At 70.4% G+C, this 17,964-nt stretch carries 13 protein-coding genes and 1 tRNA gene; 4 read left to right on the forward strand and 10 right to left on the reverse strand.

Translation table 11 applies throughout. From position 1 onward, the window contains the following. Nucleotides 1-27: 27 nt before the first annotated feature. Both glmU and FL583_RS07175 read right to left on the reverse strand, forming a co-directional pair. Nucleotides 28-1,533, reverse strand: a complete 1,506-nt coding sequence (gene glmU / locus FL583_RS07170) for a bifunctional UDP-N-acetylglucosamine diphosphorylase/glucosamine-1-phosphate N-acetyltransferase GlmU (RefSeq protein WP_142703687.1) — start codon at nt 1,531-1,533, stop codon at nt 28-30. 71 nt (nt 1,534-1,604) lie between these two features. Continuing rightward, nucleotides 1,605-1,676 (reverse strand) — tRNA-Gln (locus FL583_RS07175). Nucleotides 1,677-1,810: 134 nt separating this feature from the next. Here FL583_RS07175 and FL583_RS07180 point away from each other — a divergent pair. Together FL583_RS07180 and FL583_RS07185 are read left to right on the forward strand one after the other, a co-directional pair. Next, nucleotides 1,811-2,800 carry an acyl-CoA desaturase gene (locus FL583_RS07180; protein ID WP_142703688.1) on the forward strand — a complete coding sequence of 330 codons (990 nt, stop codon included), beginning with the start codon at nt 1,811-1,813 and terminating at the stop codon, nt 2,798-2,800. Between the two features lie 142 nt (nt 2,801-2,942). Continuing rightward, nucleotides 2,943-3,539: a TetR/AcrR family transcriptional regulator gene (locus FL583_RS07185; RefSeq protein ID WP_142704007.1), complete on the forward strand. Its 597-nt coding sequence runs from the start codon at nt 2,943-2,945 to the stop codon at nt 3,537-3,539. A gap of 39 nt (nt 3,540-3,578) precedes the next feature. Here the strand turns inward: FL583_RS07185 and FL583_RS07190 are convergent, their stop codons facing one another. The 3 genes from FL583_RS07190 to FL583_RS07200 form a co-directional block, all read right to left on the reverse strand. Beyond that, nucleotides 3,579-4,058: a hypothetical protein gene (locus FL583_RS07190; protein WP_142703689.1), complete on the reverse strand. Its 480-nt coding sequence runs from the start codon at nt 4,056-4,058 to the stop codon at nt 3,579-3,581. 109 nt (nt 4,059-4,167) lie between these two features. Continuing rightward, entirely contained in the window at nt 4,168-5,940 is a 1,773-nt protein-coding gene (locus tag FL583_RS07195) for an ABC-F family ATP-binding cassette domain-containing protein (RefSeq protein WP_240746610.1), read from the reverse strand. Next, nucleotides 5,937-6,815: a 4-(cytidine 5'-diphospho)-2-C-methyl-D-erythritol kinase gene (locus FL583_RS07200; RefSeq protein ID WP_240746611.1), complete on the reverse strand. Its 879-nt coding sequence runs from the start codon at nt 6,813-6,815 to the stop codon at nt 5,937-5,939. The genes FL583_RS07195 and FL583_RS07200 overlap by 4 nt, the downstream gene beginning before the upstream one ends. 370 nt (nt 6,816-7,185) lie before the next feature. Between FL583_RS07200 and FL583_RS07205 the strand changes: the two genes are divergently transcribed. Then, a complete protein-coding gene (locus tag FL583_RS07205) occupies nt 7,186-7,509 on the forward strand; it encodes a hypothetical protein (RefSeq protein WP_142703691.1) in 324 nt (107 codons plus the stop codon). Between the two features lie 63 nt (nt 7,510-7,572). Here FL583_RS07205 and FL583_RS07210 read toward each other — a convergent pair whose 3' ends face one another. From FL583_RS07210 to FL583_RS07230, 5 genes are all read right to left on the reverse strand, one after another. Continuing rightward, nucleotides 7,573-10,551: an FG-GAP-like repeat-containing protein gene (locus FL583_RS07210; RefSeq protein WP_170323530.1), complete on the reverse strand. Its 2,979-nt coding sequence runs from the start codon at nt 10,549-10,551 to the stop codon at nt 7,573-7,575. A gap of 290 nt (nt 10,552-10,841) precedes the next feature. Then, nucleotides 10,842-13,073 carry an immunoglobulin domain-containing protein gene (locus FL583_RS07215; protein WP_142703693.1) on the reverse strand — a complete coding sequence of 744 codons (2,232 nt, stop codon included), beginning with the start codon at nt 13,071-13,073 and terminating at the stop codon, nt 10,842-10,844. Between the two features lie 75 nt (nt 13,074-13,148). Further along, the gene (gene rsmA / locus FL583_RS07220; RefSeq protein WP_205751910.1) at nt 13,149-13,985 is read right to left on the reverse strand and encodes a 16S rRNA (adenine(1518)-N(6)/adenine(1519)-N(6))-dimethyltransferase RsmA; all 837 of its coding nucleotides are present in this window, start codon (nt 13,983-13,985) and stop codon (nt 13,149-13,151) included. A gap of 10 nt (nt 13,986-13,995) precedes the next feature. Continuing rightward, complete coding sequence (locus FL583_RS07225; RefSeq protein ID WP_142703695.1) at nt 13,996-15,003, reverse strand: resuscitation-promoting factor; 1,008 nt, start codon at nt 15,001-15,003, stop codon at nt 13,996-13,998. 313 nt (nt 15,004-15,316) lie between these two features. Then, the gene (locus FL583_RS07230) at nt 15,317-16,348 is read right to left on the reverse strand and encodes an aldo/keto reductase (RefSeq protein WP_142703696.1); all 1,032 of its coding nucleotides are present in this window, start codon (nt 16,346-16,348) and stop codon (nt 15,317-15,319) included. Between the two features lie 69 nt (nt 16,349-16,417). Here FL583_RS07230 and FL583_RS07235 point away from each other — a divergent pair, with 69 nt between their 5' ends. Continuing rightward, nucleotides 16,418-17,041 (forward strand): TetR/AcrR family transcriptional regulator, encoded by a 624-nt coding sequence (locus FL583_RS07235; RefSeq protein WP_142703697.1) that lies wholly within the window; start codon nt 16,418-16,420, stop codon nt 17,039-17,041. The last annotated feature ends 923 nt before the right edge of the window (nt 17,042-17,964 follow it).

The raw sequence follows: 17,964 nt of genomic DNA on the forward strand, positions 1-17,964 counted from the left end.
GACCGGTGAGGGGGACGTTCCGGAAATCTAGTGGTCGCTGCCCGTTCCGGGGATTTCGGTCGTGGCAGGAGGTATCGACGATTCGACGGTACCCTCCTCGGACGCGACGCGCCGAGCAGCCGCCGCCGCTTCCGCCGCGGGCGTGCCGGGACGGCGCCGCTCGACCCAACCTTCGATGTTCCGCTGCCGGGACCGGGCCACCGCCATCGCGCCCGGAGGCACGTCTTCGGTGATCACCGAGCCGGCCGCGGTGTAGGCGCCGTCGCCCACGCTCACCGGAGCGACGAACATCGTGTCGGACCCGGTCCTGGCGTGGTCGCCGATCACGGTGTGGTACTTCTTCACGCCGTCGTAGTTGACGAAGACGCTCGAGGCGCCGATGTTCGACTGCTCGCCGATCGTGGCGTCCCCCACGTACGTGAGATGCGGCACCTTCGAGCCTTCGCCGATCGTCGCGTTCTTCGTTTCGACGTACGTCCCGACCTTGGCCTTGCGGGCGAGGACCGACCCGGGCCGGAGGTAGGCGTACGGGCCGACGGAGGCCTCCGGGCCGATCTCGGCCTGGAGCGCGTGCGCGCGGACGACCGACGCGCCGGTGCCGACGCGGGTGTCGACGAGCGTGGTGTCCGGGCCGACCTCGGCGCGGTCCTCGATCACGGTCGCGCCGCGCAGCTGCACGTTGGGGTGCACGACGACGTCCCGGCCGAGCCGCACGTCGACGTCGAACCAGACGCTGGCCGGGTCGACGACCGTCGCACCGGCGCGCATCGCCGCGGTGACCAGCCGGTCGCGGAGCAGCGCGCGCAGGCCGGCCAGCTCGACCCGGTCGTTGCAGCCGAGCGTCTCGCGGTAGTCGGGCGCGACCATCGCGGCGACCGGGTGGCCGTCTTCGACGAGCAGCCCGAGCACGTCGGTCAGGTACTCCTGGCCCTGGTCGTTGTCGGTCGTGAGCCGGTCGAGCATCGCGTGCAGGTGCTTGGCGTCGAACGCGAACATGCCCGAGTTGATCTCGGCGATCGTCCGCTCCTCGGGCGTCGCGTCGCGGTGCTCGACGATGCGGCGCACGTGCCCGTCGGCGTCCCGGACGATCCGGCCCAGGCCGGTGGGGTCGGGCACCGACGCGGTGAGCACGGTGGCCGCGTTGCCTTTTTCGACGTGGGTGGCGACCAGGGCCTGCAGCGTCTCGCCGGTGAGCAGCGGGGTGTCGCCGTTCAGCACGACGACCGGACCGTCCAGGTCGGGCAGTTCGGCCAGCGCGCAGCGGACCGCGTGACCGGTGCCGAGCTGCTGGTCCTGGACCGCGGTGACGACCCGCGGATCCTGCTCGGTGACGTGCGCGGCGACGCGGTCACGCTGGTAGCCGACGACGACCGCGAGGTGGGCCGGCTCGAGCGCACCGGCGGCCGCGAGCACGTGCCCCACCAGGCTGCGTCCGCACAGCTCGTGGAGGACCTTGGGGGTGTCGGACTTCATCCGGGTTCCCTCGCCGGCGGCGAGGATCACGACGGCAGCCGGGCGGGCCGGGCTCGTCACAACGGTCTCCTGAGGAATAGGCGGGTGCGTACCTGCCGCATGTTAATGAGGCATCCGCAGAAGAGGAAAAGCTCGGCCGCCAGGACTCGAACCCGGACAAGCGACACCAAAAGACGCTGTGCTGCCTATTACACCACGGCCGAAGACAGTTCGATTCTTCCACAAGCGCGCTCGCGCAATCCTTCCGCGCGGAGACTTGCCAAACTTACGGGTGCGTAGGTTACGCTTCCGTAAGCGTCGGTTTCATCGACGCGACCCGATGCTGAAGGGATGATCCATGACTCCGACGACCGCCGCGGCCGCGGAAGCGGCGACTCCGGCCCCGGAGACCCCGGACACCAAACGTGCCGGGCAGCGCCCGATCACGTTCGGGCGTAAGGGCAACATCGAGATCGCGTTCCTGTGGTTCTTCGTCGTCGTCCCGTTCGTCGCGGTGATCGCCGCCGTGCCGTGGGCCTGGGGCTGGGGCCTCACCTGGGTCGACGTGGCGCTGTTCGCCGTCTTCTACGTCGTCACCGGCTTCGGGGTGACCGTGGGCTTCCACCGGTACCTCACGCACGGTGCGTTCAAGGCCAAGCGCTGGCTGCGGATCGCGCTGACGGTCGCGGGCACGATGTCGGTCGAGGGTGCGCCGATCCGCTGGGTCGCCGACCACCGCCGGCACCACCAGTACTCCGACCAGGAGGGTGACCCGCACTCGCCGTGGCGTTTCGGCGAGTCGACCAAGGGGCTGTTCAAGGGCCTGGTCTGGGCGCACGTCGGCTGGCTGTTCGAGCGCGACAACTCCAACGCGCGCCGGTTCGCGCCCGACCTGATCCGCGACAAGGACATCCGCCGGATCCAGCAGAACTTCGTGCCGATCATGCTGTTCTCGCTGTTCGGCCCGGCCGTCATCGGCGGGCTGGTCACCTGGTCGTGGTGGGGCGCGCTGACCGCGTACTTCTGGGCCGGGCTGGTGCGGGTCGCGCTGGTGCACCACGTCACCTGGGCGGTGAACTCGGTCTGCCACGTGGTGGGTGAGCAGCCGTACCGCTCGAACGACAAGGCCCACAACTTCTGGCCGCTGGCGATCCTGAGCTTCGGCGAGTCGTGGCACAACTCCCACCACGCCGACCCGACCTGCGCGCGGCACGGCGTCGACAAGGGTCAGATCGACACGTCGGCCCGGCTGATCTGGCTGTTCGAGAAGGCCGGCTGGGTCTGGGACGTCCGCTGGCCCAAGCGCGAGCGCTTCGAGGCGCGACGCGTCGAGAAGGTCGCCGCCTGACGTTCCTGAACGGCCCCCGCCACGGCGGGGGCCGTTTCTGTGACGGTGCGCGCGGTCCGTATGACTCGCTGGGCGATCCTGACAGGATGCAAAGGTGAGTGACGACGAACGCAGGCCCTCCGGCCGCGGATCCCGGGTCCGGATGACCGGCAAGGAGCGCCGCGAACAGCTGCTCGCGATCGCCCGCAAGCTCTTCGCCGACCGGGGTTTCGAAGCCACGTCGATCGAGGAGATCGCCACCAGAGCGAGCGTCAGCAAGCCGGTGGTCTACGAGCATTTCGGCGGCAAGGAGGGCCTGTACGCCGTCGTCGTCGACCGCGAGATGCGCCACCTGCTCGACAGCATCACGAACGCGCTCACCGGCGGCCACCCGCGCGTCCTGCTGGAACAGGCCGCGCTGGCGCTGCTCACCTACATCGAGGACGAGACCGACGGCTTCCGGATCCTCGTCCGGGACTCCCCCGTCGCCACCTCGGCCGGCACGTTCTCGAGCCTGATCAGCGACATCGCCAGCCAGGCCGAGTACATCCTGGCCGGTGAGTTCAAGCGCCGGGGCTACGAGAGCAAACTCGCCGGGCTGTACTCGCAGGCACTCGTCGGCATGGTCGCACTGACCGGTCAGTGGTGGCTGGAGGCGCGGAAGCCCAACAAGGAAGAGGTCGCCGCGCACCTGGTGAACCTGGCCTGGAACGGGTTGTCCAACCTCGAGACCAAACCGCGGATCCGCGGCAAGGAATGACGAAGGCCCGGCTCTTCCGAGCCGGGCCTTCGAGAAGGTTCAGTGCGCGGCCGCGACCTTCTCCTTGGTGGAGTCGGACGACGACGGGCGAGCCACCGGCGTCGCCGTGCTCACCGAGCTGTACAGGCCGCCGGTGAACCAGAGCGTGCCCAGCAGGTACATCGCGCAGACGCTGGTCACCGAGAACGCGAGGAAGTTGTCGCCGTTCCGGATCAGGATCAGGCCGACGGTGCCGACCACCCAGAGCACCGGCCCGACGACCACGTTGATCTTGGCATCGACGTTGCGGCCGATCAGCGAGGTCAGCACGACGATCGCGCCGACGACGATCCAGAAGACGCCCTGCGCCGGGTTGGCCGTCATCAGGCCCCAGACCTTCTCGCCGACGTTGTCGGTGAAGCCGTTGCCCGACGTCGTGGCGAGCGCGGTGCCGCCGAACGCGATGCACGCGGCGCCGGTGACGATCGTCAGGCCCCGGTACAGGCCACGAAGAGGATGGTCGACCGGTAGGTGGGACATTGGGGGGCCTCCCTGTGATACGGCCGAACGGTCGTCGGCCAGATTCTGCCCGAACACATCGGCGGACCGACGACCAGGTGTCGACAATCCGGTGAACCCGTGCGGTGGATCACACCTGTTCGGAGAGCTCCAGCCAGGATTCTTCGGCGGCTTCCCGCTCAGATTGAACGGTACGCAGCTCGGAGTCCAGCTCAGCGACCTTCGCGAAGTCCGTGGCATTGGCCGCGAGCTGGTCGTGCAGTGTCTTCTCCCGGCCTTCCAGCTTGGCGATCTGCCGTTCGAGCCGGGTCAGTTCCTTCTTCGCCGCCCGCGCGTCGGCGGCCGACAATCCGCTCTCGGTGGGCGTCGCGCCGACTGCCGGGGAGACGGCCGGGGCGCGTTCGGCGGTCGCCGCCGCCCGGCGGGCCAGGTACTCGTCGATGCCGCCGGTCAGCATCCGTAGCGCACCGTCGCCGAACAGCGCGTACACCTGGTCGGTGACCCGCTCGACCAGGTAGCGGTCGTGGCTGACCACCACCAGCGTCCCCGGCCAGCTGTCGAGGAGGTCCTCCAGCGACTGGAGAGTGTCGATGTCGAGGTCGTTCGTCGGCTCGTCCAGGAGCAGCACGTTCGGCCCGGTCATCAGCAGCCGCAGGAGCTGCAGCCGCCGCCGCTCCCCGCCCGAGAGGTCGCCCACCGGCGTCCACTGCCGGGTCGAGGAGAATCCGAACATCTCGGCCAGCTGGGACGCGGTCAGGTCGCGGTCGCCGACGGTCAGCCGCTGCGCGACCTCCTGCACCGCCTCCAGCACCCGCTTGGTGGGCGGCAGCTCGGTGACCTCCTGGGAGAGGTAGGCCGCCTTCACGGTCTTGCCGACCTTCACCTCGCCCGCGTCGGGGTGCCCTTGCTCGGCGAGCAGCCGGAGGAGGGTGGTTTTGCCGGCCCCGTTGACGCCGACCAGCGCGTACCGGTCGCCGGGGCCGATCCGCCAGGTGACCCGGTCGAGGATCTTCCGGTCGCCGAAGCTCAACGACACGTTCTCGACGTCGTAGACCTGCTTGCCGATCCGGGTGCCGGCCAGCCGCTTGAGCGAGACCGTGTCGCGCGGCTCGGGGACATCGGCGATCAGCGCGTTGGCCGCCTCGATCCGGAACCGGGGCTTGCTGGTGCGGGCCGGCGCACCGCGGCGCAGCCAGGCCAGCTCCTTGCGCATCAGGTTCTGCCTGCGCTCCTCGGACGCGGCCGCCTGGCGCGACCGCTCGGCCCGAGCCAGCACCCAGGCCGCGTAGCCGCCGTCGTACTGCTCGACCTGACCGTCGGTGACCTCCCAGGTCCGGGTGCACACCGCGTCGAGGAACCAGCGGTCGTGGGTGACGACCAGCAGCCCACCGCGCCGGTCGACCAGGTACCCGGCCAGCCAGGCGACGCCCTCGACGTCCAGATGGTTAGTCGGCTCGTCGAGGACCAGCAGGTCGGAGTCGCGGATCAGCAGCGCGGCCAGCGCCACCCGGCGGCGCTCGCCACCCGACAGCGGCTTCACCGGAGCGTCCAGACCGATCGTGTGCAGGCCGAGGCCGTCGAGGACGGCGCGGATCCCGGCGTCGCCGGCCCATTCGTGCTCGGCGCCGAAGGCGTCGCCCAGGACGATGTCGCGGACGACCGCGTCGTCGGGGAAGGTGACCGTCTGGGTCAGGTGACCCAGACGGAGACCACCGCGGTGGGTGACCCGACCGGAGTCGGGTTCCTCCTCCTTCGTGAGGACGCGGAGGAGGGTCGACTTGCCCGCGCCGTTGAGTCCGACGACGCCGATCCGCATGCCTTCGCCGAGGCCGAGCGAGACCTGGTCGAGCAGGGTGCGGGTGCCGAACGTGACGCTGACGTTCTCGACGTTGACGAGGTTCACGGACACAAGCGTGCGCCTTCTACCGAGCCGTGCGCGACGCGGACGGCGCTGACGCCGGGCACTTCGGCGATCCGGAGCCGGTTGGCGATGTGTTCCGCGCGCTCCGGGTCGGGGGCGAGGAACGCGCAGGTCGGGCCGGAGCCGGAGACGATGCCCTGGAGCGCGCCGGCTTGTTTTCCGGCTTTCAGGACCTGCTGCAATCCGGGACGGAGCGAGAGTGCGGCGTCCTGCAGGTCGTTGGTGAGCGCGTCGGCCAGCGCGTTCGGGTCGGGGTCGTCGAGCGCCTTGATGACCGCGGCCGGGTCGGAGGCGGTCGTCCTTCCGCCGCGGTCGAACTCGGCATAGACGGCCGGGGTCGACAGTCCCTCGCGGGCGGTGGCCAGCACCCAGTGGCGGCGGTAGGGGTGGGTGAGCGGGGTCAGCTGCTCGCCCCGGCCGAGGCCGAGCGCGTCGCCGCCGTGGAGCGCGAACGGCACGTCGGAGCCGAGTCGGGCCGCGAGCGCGTGGAGCGTCTCGGGCGGGAGCGCGAGGTTCCAGAGCGCGTCGCCGGCGACCAGCGCCGCGGCCGCGTCGGCGGAGCCACCGGCCATGCCGCCGGCCACCGGGATGCCCTTGCGCAGCCGGATCGTGACCGCGGGCTCGATGTTGACGTGGTCGGCCAGCATCTGGACAGCCCTTGCCGCCAAGTTCGTGCGGTCGACGGGGACGCCGGTGTGGGGTTGCTCGAGGATCAGCCGGATGCCGGGCGGGCCGGGCTCCAGGGTCAGCTCGTCGACGAGTGACACCGCGTGGAAGACGGACGCCACATCGTGGAAGTTGTCATCGCGGAGCGGCCCGACGCCCAAGTGCAGGTTGATCTTGGCCGGGACCCGCACGCGAACCGCGGAACGGGACGAAACGGTCAGCGGAACACTCCTCCATCAAACGAACGCACGCCCCCAGGCTACCGAAAGGCGCTGCACGCTAGTTGCCGGGAAGTCGCCGGGTCCAATGGGGTGGCACCCGACAGCGTCCCGGCGGTCCGCGCGCCTGTGGATGACCGGAGCGGCTCCGGCGCCGCGGAGACCATCCTCGCGATCATGAGGGCAACGATCGCGCCCGAGCTCCGCGGGCGGGTGTTCCGGGGCTCGGACGCCGTCCGCGCCGGGGTGGCGACCCCCGGCCGTCTACGGAGCAAGGCCTACCGCCGTCTCTACCGCGACATCTATGCGGACGCAGCGCTGCTGGACACGCACAAGCTGCGCAGTGAAGGCGCGATTCTCCTGGGAGATCGCGCGCGAGCCGGATCTCGTCGAGTCGGTGGCCGCGCTGGACGTGCTGCTGAGGCATCGGCACGTTCGGGCGGGGATGCTTCGCGCCCTGGCCGCCGAGCACCCGCGCAGCCGGGCCTCGACGGCGATCCGGCTGGCCGACGGACGGGCGGAGTCCCCGTGTTGCACGCGACGGCCGCAGATCTGGCCGATCCGACGGCGTTCGAGCGGCTGGTCGGGCAGCTCCGCGGCGCACTCGGCGCGAAGTGACGGGAAGTCGTCGGGTGGCACCGCGGTGAACCCGACTGCTTCCCGGTAAGACGTGAACGGGGCCCACCCCCAAGAGGGTGGGCCCCGCGTGGACTAGCTCAGCGTCGTTTCATCAACGAGGCAGCGGCCAGTCGCCGGTCTTGCCGAACTGCACGGTGTCCATCTCCGCGAAGTACCACTTGTTCTCCGAGGGACGGAAGAGGGCCAGGTCGTTCTGGCCGTCACCGTCGAAGTCACCGGCGAGCGGGATGTCGGAGCCACGGCCCCAACGGACGCTCTTGCCGCCGTAGAAGTACCAGGTGGCGTTCGACGGACGGAACACGACCATGTCGTCGTTCCCGTCGCCGTTCCAGTCGCCCCGCAGGACGATGTCACCCTTGGCACCCCACTTGAAGCTGCCGACGCCCTTCACGTACCAGGTGGTGTTCGACGGACGCCAGACCGCGAAGTCGTCCTTGCCGTCACCGTTGTAGTCGGCCACGACCGGGACGTCGCCCGCCGCGCCGTACTGGACGCCGGCCGCCGGGCCGCCCTTCCAGTACCAGGTGCCGTTCGACGAACGGAAGACCGCGATGTCGGTCTTGCCGTCACCGTCGAAGTCGCCCGAGACCGGAGTGTCGGTCGACTTGCCGAACGCGACCGCAGCCTCGTGGTCGATCACCCAGGTGTTGCCCCGGACGACGGCCATGTCGGACGCCTTGTCGTCGTCGAAGTTGCCGACGATCGCGCGGTCACCGGCCTTGCCGAACATCTCCTGCTTGCTCATCCAGTTGAACGAGCCGTCGGAGGGCCGGAAGGTCGCGATGTCCGACTTGCCGTCACCGTCGTAGTCGGCCCAGGCGACGTTCGTCGGAGTCGGGTGGCCGGCCACCTTCACCGTGAGCTTGGCCTTCGTCGAATACTCGACGTTGTTGGCGGCGTCGGTGATCTTCACCTGGAAGACGGTCCCGTCCTGGGACGCCTTGGCGTCGTGCAACGTGTACGACGCGCTGGTCGCACCCGGGATCGACTCGAACGAGGCGTCGGCGCCGGTCTTGCTCCACTGCCACTGGTAGGACAGCGCGCTGTTGCCGGTCGCCATCACCGCGAAGGTGGCGTTGCCACCCTCGTCGACGGTCTGGTCCTCAGGCTGCTTGGTGACGTTGATGACCTGCGGCGTGACGGTCAGCGTGGCGACGTTGCTGGTCGCCGTGCCGTTGGAGTTCGTCAGCACCGCACGGTACTGGTAACCGCTCATGTCGAGCATCGGCTTCGGGACGGTCAGCGTGGCCTTCGTCGCGTCCGGGATGTTGGTCCAGGTCGCGCCGCTGGCCGGGCTGAGTCCCTGCCACTGGACGGTAGCGTCCGGCTCACCGGCCCAGGCCACGGTGAACGACACCGGGCTGTTCACCGAAACCGTCTTGCTGTCCGGGTTCGTCGTGACGACCGGGGCGCCCGCATAAACGGTCACGACCGTGGTCGGCGTGCTGGTCGCGCTCTGCCCGTAGGCGTTGGTCACGACCGCCCGGTACTGGTAACCGGACCGCGCCAGCGAGGCCCGGAACTGGTAGGTCGATGCCGTCGCGTCCGGGATGTTGGTGAAGTTGGTGCCGTTGTAGGGCGCCCACTGCCACTGCACGGTCGGGGCAGGCACGCCGCCGATCGTCGCCGTCAGCGTGACCGACGTACCGGAGGTCACGGCGCTCGAGCTCGACGCGACCGTCACCGTCGGCGCCGTCGGCACGACGGCTTGACCGCTGGAGACGTCGGTTCCACTGGTGTTCCAGGCACCGAAGTTCAGGCCGGTGGCGGACGCCATCAGCGGCCGCGCGTTGACCGGAATGTCCGGCGACCAGACCGCCGATCCGTTGTTGAACGTCGTGTCCGCGAGACCGTTGACGCCGTACCGGACGAACTCCGGCTTGCTGCCCGCGCAGGTCCGGTCGACCGCGAGGTAGTACCGCGTCGGCGTCGTGGCATTGTCCAGCGCGATCTGCGGTGCCCCACTGGCGCACGATGCCGTCACCGGCTGGCCGATGCCCTGGGTACCGAACGTGGTGTCCAGTGTGGTGGCCGTGTTCGCGCCGACCCGGGTCAGGAAGTAGCTCGAGCTGGTCCGACCGGCGACCAGGAACTGGGCGCTGCCGGTGCCCGCACCGAGCTCGACGATGTCGCTCAGCATTTCATTCGACATGCCCGCCGTGTCCGACGCGGTCTCGAATGACGTGACCGGGTAGGCGGTGACACCGGTCGGCGCAGCCGCGACGGGGCTGACCTGGAACAGCTGCGACTGGGTGTCGGCGCCGGTCGTGTTCTCCGGAGCCAGCGTCATCGTTCCGACGATGCCGGTCGGGTTCACCGTGTCGGTGGTCCCGCGGACGACGATGCCGCCGACCATCGTTGCCGGTGTCGCGCCGCTCATCACCTGCCAACGACCCGCCGTGCCGAAGTTCGTGTCGAGGTTGCCGGCTGTCGTGGTGCCGGTGGCCCGTAGCAGCCAGGCGGTGTTCGTCGTCGTCGTGCCGGAGACCGTGGTCACGTTGATCGCGACGACGACACCGTTCGCGTCGTCGGCCGCCGCGCCGGTACCGCCGGTCGCCGCGTCCGAGCCCAGCGACGAGTGGAGCTTCGCGTCCGCGATCGTGAACGTGGTACCGGTTCCGCTCAGGCCGGTCGACAGCGTGGCGATGCCCGTTGACCCGTAGGTCGCCGCCGCGCCGGTGGCGTCCACCTTCGCGATGATGACGTTGAAGCCGTTCTGCCCAACGACGTACAGGTTCGTACCGTCGGTGAGAAGCCGGCTGACCACCGTGTTCGCCGGGAGGCCGGTGAGTACGACCTTGCCGTTACCACCGCCGAACGCGGTGTCGGCAACGCCGGTCGGCAGTAGACGCACGAGCGTGACCGGCCAGGTGCCCGACTTCTGCTGCGCCAGGACGTAGCGGTAGGTGATGCTCGGCGTGCCGGTGGCCAAGGTGACCGCATCTACACCGGGCGTGTTGGTGAGGCCGGCGGTGGCAACGCCCTTTACTGCAGCGTTGGCACCCCCGTAGTTCGGGTCGAGGACGAACGCGGGCGCTGCGGCGGATGCGGGCAGCGGGCCAGCGAGCATCGCCGCGACCGTGCCCATACCCGCCGCGGCCGCTACCAACGGCGCTGTGCGGCGGGCGGCACGGCGTGCGTGTACCCCCATGCTGTTTCCCCCCAAATCGTGTAACCCCCCTCCCGACGGTGATCGGGAGTTCTGGTCGCACGCTAGCATCATCCGGACATAAGTGACTTATAGGATTCTTACGCCACGCATATCCGTCTATTTCGCTACGGCAGTTCGTTTGAGTCAACGCCGTTAAGCAGACGGCCCGGTTCCGACGATCGTCGGAACCGGGCCTCTAGCAGCAGGAACTACAGGACCGTCAACAGCGACGGCTGTGACGTCGCGGTCTCGGAGCCGTTCGTCGCTACCGCCCGGTAGCGGTAGCCGGTCAACGAGGAAACCAGGCCCGACAGCGTCAGCTTCGGCGTCGTCGCGCCGCTCACCGTGCTGCTGTTGGTGACCGGCGTCCAGGTCGCCCCCAGCGCCGGAGCCAACTGCTGCCACTGGACCGTCGGCGCCGGATCGCCACCGAGGGTCACCGACAGCGATACCGCTCCGTTCGTCGCTCCGGTCACGGTCGACGTCGGGTTCGTGATCGACAGCGGGCTACCGGCCACGGTCAGCAGCGCCGAGTCCGACACCGCGGGCGTGTCCACACCGTTGGTCGCCACGACCCGGTACCGGTTGCCGTTCTGGTCCTTGGTCAGACCGGTCAGCGTCAGCGTCGCCAGGTTGCCGACCTGCGCGGCCAGCGCACCGGAGCCGAGAGCGACGTTCGCCCAGCGGGCGTTCGACCCGGTCCCCAGCACCTGCCAGCGGGTCGTCGGCGTCGGGTCACCGGACACCGTCGCCGAGAACGTCGCCGCCCCGAGCGCCGCGGTCTGCGCCGTCGGGTTGGAGACGTCGGCCGCGGTGCCCACGGTCAGCGTCGCCGCGTCGGACACGACCTGGCCGACCGTGTTCTTCACGACCGCCCGGTAGCGGGCGGCGTTGGCCGCGGACGTCAAACCGGACAGCGGCAGCGTCGCCACCCCGGCCGACACCGAGCCCGAGGCGGCCGGCAGATCCTCCCACGTGGACCCACCCGGCGAGCGCCGCTGCCAGGTCACGGTCGGCACCGGGTCACCGGTCACGTTCACCGAGAACGACGTCGCGCCGGACGAGGCGATCTTGTCGACCGGGTTGGTGACGGTCGGCACCGCCCCCACGGTCACGGTCGCCGCGTCGGAGACCACCGTGTCGATCGCGTTCTTCACGACCGCCCGGTAGCGGGAGCCGCTCAGCACCGACGTCAGGCCGGAGAGCGGCAGCGAGGCCGTCACGCCGGACGAGCCGGCCGACGCGGTGGTCCCGAGGCCCGGCAGGTCCTCCCACTGCGACCCGGTGGCCGGCGAACGCCGCTGCCAGGTCACGACCGGCGTCGGGTCTCCGGTCGCGGTGACCGACAGCGTGACGCCGCCGCCGATCGCCAGCTTGTCCACCGGGTTCGTGACCGTCGGCTTGGAGCCGGCGACGGTCAGTGTGGCCGGGTCGGACTGCGCGTTCTCGCCGTAGACGTTCGACGCGACGACCCGGTACTGGGCCCCGCTGTCCGCGGTCGTCAGCTTGGACAGCTTCAGCGTGGCGACGCCGTCCGCGAAGCTCGTCGCCGCGTTCTCCGAGGCCACGTCCAGCCACAGGCCACCGACCGAGACCCGCCGTTGCCAGCGCACCGTCGGCACCGGGTTACCGGTGATCGTCGAGGTCAGCGTCGCGTTCCCGTCGACCGCGGTCTGATCGGCCGGGTTGGTGACGGTCGGCTTCACCCCGACGTCGATCTTGACCGGGTCGGAGATGTCGACGCCGACCTGGTTCGTCACGACCAGCCGGTACGAGTTCTTGGCGACGTCTGTCGTCAGGTTCGAGAGCAGCAGGGTGCCGGTGCGCGCGCCGGAGACCGTCGAGCTGTTGGTCAGCGACGCCCAGCGCGGCACGACCAGGCCCGAGGCCGGTCGCAGCAGCTGCCAGCTGTAGGTCAGCGGCGTCATCCCGACCGGGACGGTGGACGTCAGATGGACGCTCCCACCGGTCACGACCCGCGACTCGGACTGCGAGACGTTGCTGATCAGCGGTGGGTCACCGACGACCGGTGTGACCGAGTCCGACGTCGTCGACCCGCCGTTGGTACTGCTGACGACGACGCGCAGCCCGATGTTGTTCAGCGCGGACGTCGCGTTCTTGATCGTCAGCGTGTTCGAGTCGGCGCCGGTGTAGCCGAGGCCGAGGATGTCGGCCGAGCCCAGCGCGGGCAGCCAGAGACCCGAGCCCTTGAGCAGCTCGTACTGCCACTGGTAGGTGAGGGACCCGTCGTCGGTCGGCGTCGCCGACACGGACAGTTGGACGTCGGAGCCGGTCGGCGTGGCCTCGACGGTTGGTGCGACGGTGATCGTGGGCGGCGACGCCAGTGCCGGTGTCGGTACCCCGACGAGCGCGACGGCGAGGGCGGTTCCGGCCGCTAGGGCCAGCCCTCGGCGCGCCCGATCGGACGCCAGTCTTTGCATGCTTCTTCCCCCCGAAAGCGGTCATATAGACACACACTTCGGGCGAAGGTTAGCACTGTATGCTCTTTTAACAGATTATGCCCTATTGGCGGCAATACGAGCGAACGTCGCTATGTCGACCGTCTCACCGCGCGCCGTCGGTGGCACCCCGGCCGCGACCAGCGCCTGCTCGGCCCGGTCGGCCCCGCCGGCCCACCCCGCCAGCGCTGCGCGCAGCGTCTTCCGCCGCTGCGCGAACGCCGCGTCCACGACCGCGAACGTCTCTTCGCGCGACGCCCCCGTCGGCGGTTCCCGACGCACCATGCGGACGAGTCCCGAGTCGACATTGGGCACCGGCCAGAACACCGCCCGCGGAACGGCGCCGGCCTTCGTCACCGCGCAGTACCAGGCCGCCTTGGCGCTCGGCACCCCGTAGGTGCGCGAGCCGGGCGGGGCCGCCAGCCGGTCGGCCACCTCGGCCTGCACCATGACCAGCCCGGTCCGCAACGTCGGCACGGTCTCGAGCAGGTGCAGGACGACCGGCACCGCGACGTTGTACGGCAGATTGGCCACCAGCGCCGTCGGGCCGGGCTTTATCGTCGCTCGGAGAGCGTCCGCATGAAGGACCGTGAGCCGATCGGCGAGGTGCGGCAGGCGCTCGGAGACCGTGGCGGGCAGCGCCCCGGCGAGAACCGGGTCGATCTCGACCGCAACCACCGCCCCGGCCGCCCCGAGCAGGCCGAGCGTGAGCGACCCCAGCCCCGGACCGACCTCCAGCACGACATCGTCCGGACCGACTTCGGCGGTCCGGACGATGCGTCGAATCGTGTTCGGGTCGTGCAGGAAGTTCTGCCCCAGGGTCTTGGTGGGACGAACCTCGAGGCGCTCGGCCAGCGCGCGAATCTCAGCCGGGCCGAGCAGGTCGTTGGGCACGCCAGCGACCCTAACTGAATAAGCGGGACCCACAGACCGGCCACTGACCGGCGCCGGACCGGGCGTAGAGCATCTGCGCCCGCATCGTCTGCTCCGACGACGAGGCCTGACTGGGCAGACCCGAGCCGCCCATCGACTGCCAGGTGCCCACGCTGAACTGGTAGAGCCCGTGGTAGGTGCCGCCGGGCGAGACCGCGCCGGGGTTGCCGCCGGACTCGCACTTGGCCAGCGCGGCCCAGTTCAGGCTACCGCCGCCGGTCGGGTACGACTTCGTGACGGCCTTCTTGGTGCCCTTGACCACGACGGTCGTCGTGGCCGCGGTGACCACGGTCTTGGAGACGACCTTCTTGCTGGTCACCTTGCCGTCGGTGTAGACGACCCGGACGACCTGCCGGGCGCTCCCGTCGCGGCCCTGCGTCACCGTGCGCCGGGTTCCGGCGGTCATGCTCGAGTCGGTGCGCGTCTTCACCGGCGACGGGACCGCGACGGTCTGCGTCACGTTCCTCGTGAGGATCCGCTGCACGGTCACCTTCTGGCCTTCGGCCAGGATCGTCGCGACCGCGGGCGTCGCCTTGTCGTCGGCGTCCAGTGTGAGTCCGCGCTCGTCGAGCAGTTCGTCCACGGTCGCCGCGTACGTGGTGGCGGTGGTCGTCCGGCCGTCCGCGGTCAGCGTCACCTGCTTCGGTGTATTGACGCTGAGCACGGCGCCGTTCAGCGGAAGGCGCGAGCTCCTGGACGCGGACAGTTTGACGTCGCGCCGTCCCATGCTCAGTTCGTCGAGCGCCTCGTCCACAGTGGGCGCGGTGACCCAGACCTCGCGGGTCTCACCGTCCACGGTGACCTTGAGCTTGCGGGCCCGGTCGATCTCGATCGTGTCGCCCTTGCGGACCTCGGAGTCCAGCGCCGGGATGACCTCGTCGCGGTCGCCGACCTTCACGTCGGCGGCGGCCAGCACACCACGGACGTCGTCCGCGTGGGTGTGCACGGTCTGCTGCTCTCCGTCTACACGGAGGGTCACGGCGCGATCGGTGGCTACCCAGGCACCTCCTCCGACGAGTAAGGCCGCGACCGAGGCGATCTTGATACCGGTAGCTACTTTTTTCGCGCGTGGCGAGCGGTCCTGCACCCTGCTCCAGACCTCTGAGTACCCGGGCAGGACGGTGATGCGAACTGCGGTCCACCCCGGCTATCCGGGCCGCTGGGCGACCCGACGGGCCACCATACGTGGGGTTCTTCCACGCGGCCACCCGCACAAGCAGGGATTAATACGACATACAATCCGTGTGAGGTCCGATTTGTAACGGGGTTCCGGGGTGTTTTCGTGGCGGTGATCACGCCGTCAGGGGTGGGTTGATCCGGGCAAATCCCTCCTGGCGGTGGTACGGGAAGTGGGGATACGGAGCGTTACGAACGCTGGCTTCGTCGAGTCGGCGCACCTGCTCCGGGGCGAGCGTCCAGCCGACCGCGCCGAGGTTCTCGCGCAGTTGCTCTTCGTTGCGGGCTCCGATGAGGACGGAGCTCACGGTCGGCCGTTGCAGGAGCCAGTTGAGGGCGATCTGGGGCACGGTTTTGCCTTCCTCCGCGGCGATCTCGTCGAGCACGTCGACGACGCGGTAGACGTCTTCGTCGGCGACCGGAGGGCCGGCCTCCTTGGTCGCGTGCAGGCGGCTGTTCGGCGGGAGCGGGGTGCCGCGGCGGACGCGGCCGGTGAGCCGGCCCCAGCCGAGCGGGCTCCAGACCGTGGCGCCGACGCCCTGGTCGGCGGCGAGCGGCATCAGCTCCCACTCGTAGTCGCGGCCGACCAACGAGTAATAGACCTGGTGGGAGACGTAGCGGGGCCAGCCGTGGCGGTCGGCGAGCGCGAGCGATTTCATCAGCTGCCAGCCGGCGAAGTTGGACACCCCGACGTAGCGGATCTTGCCCGCGCGGACCAGGTCGTCCAGCGTCGAGAGCGTCTCCTCGATCGGGGTGTGAGCGTCGAAGCCGTGCAGGTGGAAGACGTCGATGTAGTCGGTTTCGAGTCTTTTCAGGGCGTTCTCGGCCGCTCGGGTCAGGTGGTGACGGGAGGAGCCGGCCTCGTTCGGACCGTCGCCGGTGGGGAGGCCGGCCTTGGTGGAGAGCAGGACGGCGTCGCGGCGGCCCTTGATCGCGGCGCCGAGGACCTCTTCGGAGGCGCCGTCGGAGTACACGTCGGCGGTGTCGAACATCGTGACGCCGGCGTCGAGGCAGAGGTCGACGAGCTTCTTGGCCTCGTGGACGTCGGTGGTGCCCCAGGCGCCGAACAGGGGGCCGCGGCCGCCGAACGTGCCGGCGCCGAAGCTCAGGACCGGGACCTCGAGGCCGCCGAGTCGTCGGTAGTCCATGGTTCTCCCTCCTAAGGGAACTAGAGTTCCGTTAGGAACCGTAACACTAACGGAACTGGAGTTCCATTAATGGAGTTTCGCCCTGGGGGACGCACGGCCCGGGTGCGCGCTGCCGTGCTGCGGGCGGCCGAGGACGCGCTGATCGAGAACGGGTTCGCGGGCCTCGACCTGGCGGACGTCGCCCGCCGGGCGGTCGTGGGCAAGACGACCGTGTACCGGCGCTGGGGGACGGTGCCCGCGCTGGTCGCGGAATTGTTGACCGAGATGGCGGCGTCCTCGTCGCCCCGGACCGAGTCCGGGTGGCTGGACGAGGATCTGCGGGCGAACGCCCGGCTGGTACAGCGGACGCTGACCGATGCCCGGCAGGGGCCGCTGTTCCGGTCGATCCTGGCCGCGGCGCTCACGGACGCCGGGACCGCGGCCGCACTGCGGGACTTCTACGAGGTGCGGGTCGCGGAGTGGGCGCCGGTCGTGGAGGCCGCGGTCGCGCGGGGCGAGCTGCCGGCCGGGACGGATCCGGAGAAGGTGATCCGGGCGGTGTCGGCGCCGCTGTACTACCGCCTGCTGACGGCGGCCGGTCCGGAGGAAGCCGACGCCGACGCCGCGGCATCCGTAGCGGCCGCCGCCGCCCGAGCGGGGGCCTTCCGAAGCCCTGGCCCGCCGGTTCGGGGAGCTGACCGTTCGGCGGGGTGAGGCGGTGGGGAACGAGCCCTTGGCGGGGCCCTACCGCCGTCCCGGGCCGTCGGCCGCCGCGTCCGCGACGGCGCGGTCGACGATGCGATCGATGGCGGTGCTGACCGGCAGGACGCGCCGGAAGGGATGCCTCGACGGAGACCGCCCACGGACAATGGAGCGCGGACCGCGTCAGGCAGTTCCGCCGGGGAGGGCCGAGGCCCGTGCTCGACCGAGCAGCGGAGGCCAGTCAGCGCCGCGAGCGGTTGCTGATCACCGCCGGCCCAGCCGGCGAGCCACGTCCCCGCGCCGAAGCCGATACAGCCACCGGCCGCGACGGGGTCTGGCTAGCACGGGGCGCGGCCGTCCCGGAAGCACAGCCACCCCGAAGACACAGCCGACACGGCCGCAGCCACCCCGAAGGCACAGCCGACGCGGCCGCAGCCGTCGCGGGCGCGCAACCGTCGCGGGCACGCAACCGTCGCGGGGGCGCGGCCATCCCGGGCCGCAGCCGTCGTGGAGGCGCACCCGTCGCCGCGGGGCGCAGCCATCACGGGAGCTGCAGCCGTCCCGGGGGCGTAGCTAGCGCGGGGCACAGCTGGCGCGGAGGCGCACCCGTCGCCGCGGGGGCGCAGCCATCACGGGAGCTGCAGCCGTCCCGGGGGCGTAGCTAGCGCGGGGCACAGCTGGCGCGGAGGCGCAGCTGGCGCGGGGGCGTAGCTGGCGCGGGGGCGTAGCTGGCGCGGGGGCGTAGCTGGCGCGGGGGCGTAGCTGGCGCGGGGCGCGGCCATCCAGGGGCGCAGCCGTCGTGGAGGCGCACCCGTCGCCGCGGGGGCGCAGCCATCGCGGGAGCTGCAGCCGTCCCGGGGCGCGGCTGGCGCGGGGGCGCGGCCGTCCCCGGGGGCGCGGCTGGGGCGCCCCTCCCAGAGGCGCTGCCGTCCAGA

It is taken from the genome of Cryptosporangium phraense (genome assembly GCF_006912135.1).
GTDB lineage: Bacteria > Actinomycetota > Actinomycetes > Mycobacteriales > Cryptosporangiaceae > Cryptosporangium > Cryptosporangium phraense.

Excerpts from the sequence above, each read along its gene's own strand:
- FL583_RS07180 (WP_142703688.1), top strand. The coding sequence starts at position 1,811 with ATGACTCCGACGACCGCCGCGGCCGCGGAAGCGGCGACTCCGGCCCCG.
- FL583_RS07185 (WP_142704007.1), top strand. The coding sequence starts at position 2,943 with ATGACCGGCAAGGAGCGCCGCGAACAGCTGCTCGCGATCGCCCGCAAG.
- FL583_RS07190 (WP_142703689.1), bottom strand. The coding sequence starts at position 4,058 with ATGTCCCACCTACCGGTCGACCATCCTCTTCGTGGCCTGTACCGGGGC.
- FL583_RS07210 (WP_170323530.1), bottom strand. The coding sequence starts at position 10,551 with ATGCTCGCTGGCCCGCTGCCCGCATCCGCCGCAGCGCCCGCGTTCGTC.
- FL583_RS07215 (WP_142703693.1), bottom strand. The coding sequence starts at position 13,073 with ATGCAAAGACTGGCGTCCGATCGGGCGCGCCGAGGGCTGGCCCTAGCG.
- FL583_RS07230 (WP_142703696.1), bottom strand. The coding sequence starts at position 16,348 with ATGGACTACCGACGACTCGGCGGCCTCGAGGTCCCGGTCCTGAGCTTC.
- FL583_RS07235 (WP_142703697.1), top strand. The coding sequence starts at position 16,418 with ATGGAGTTTCGCCCTGGGGGACGCACGGCCCGGGTGCGCGCTGCCGTG.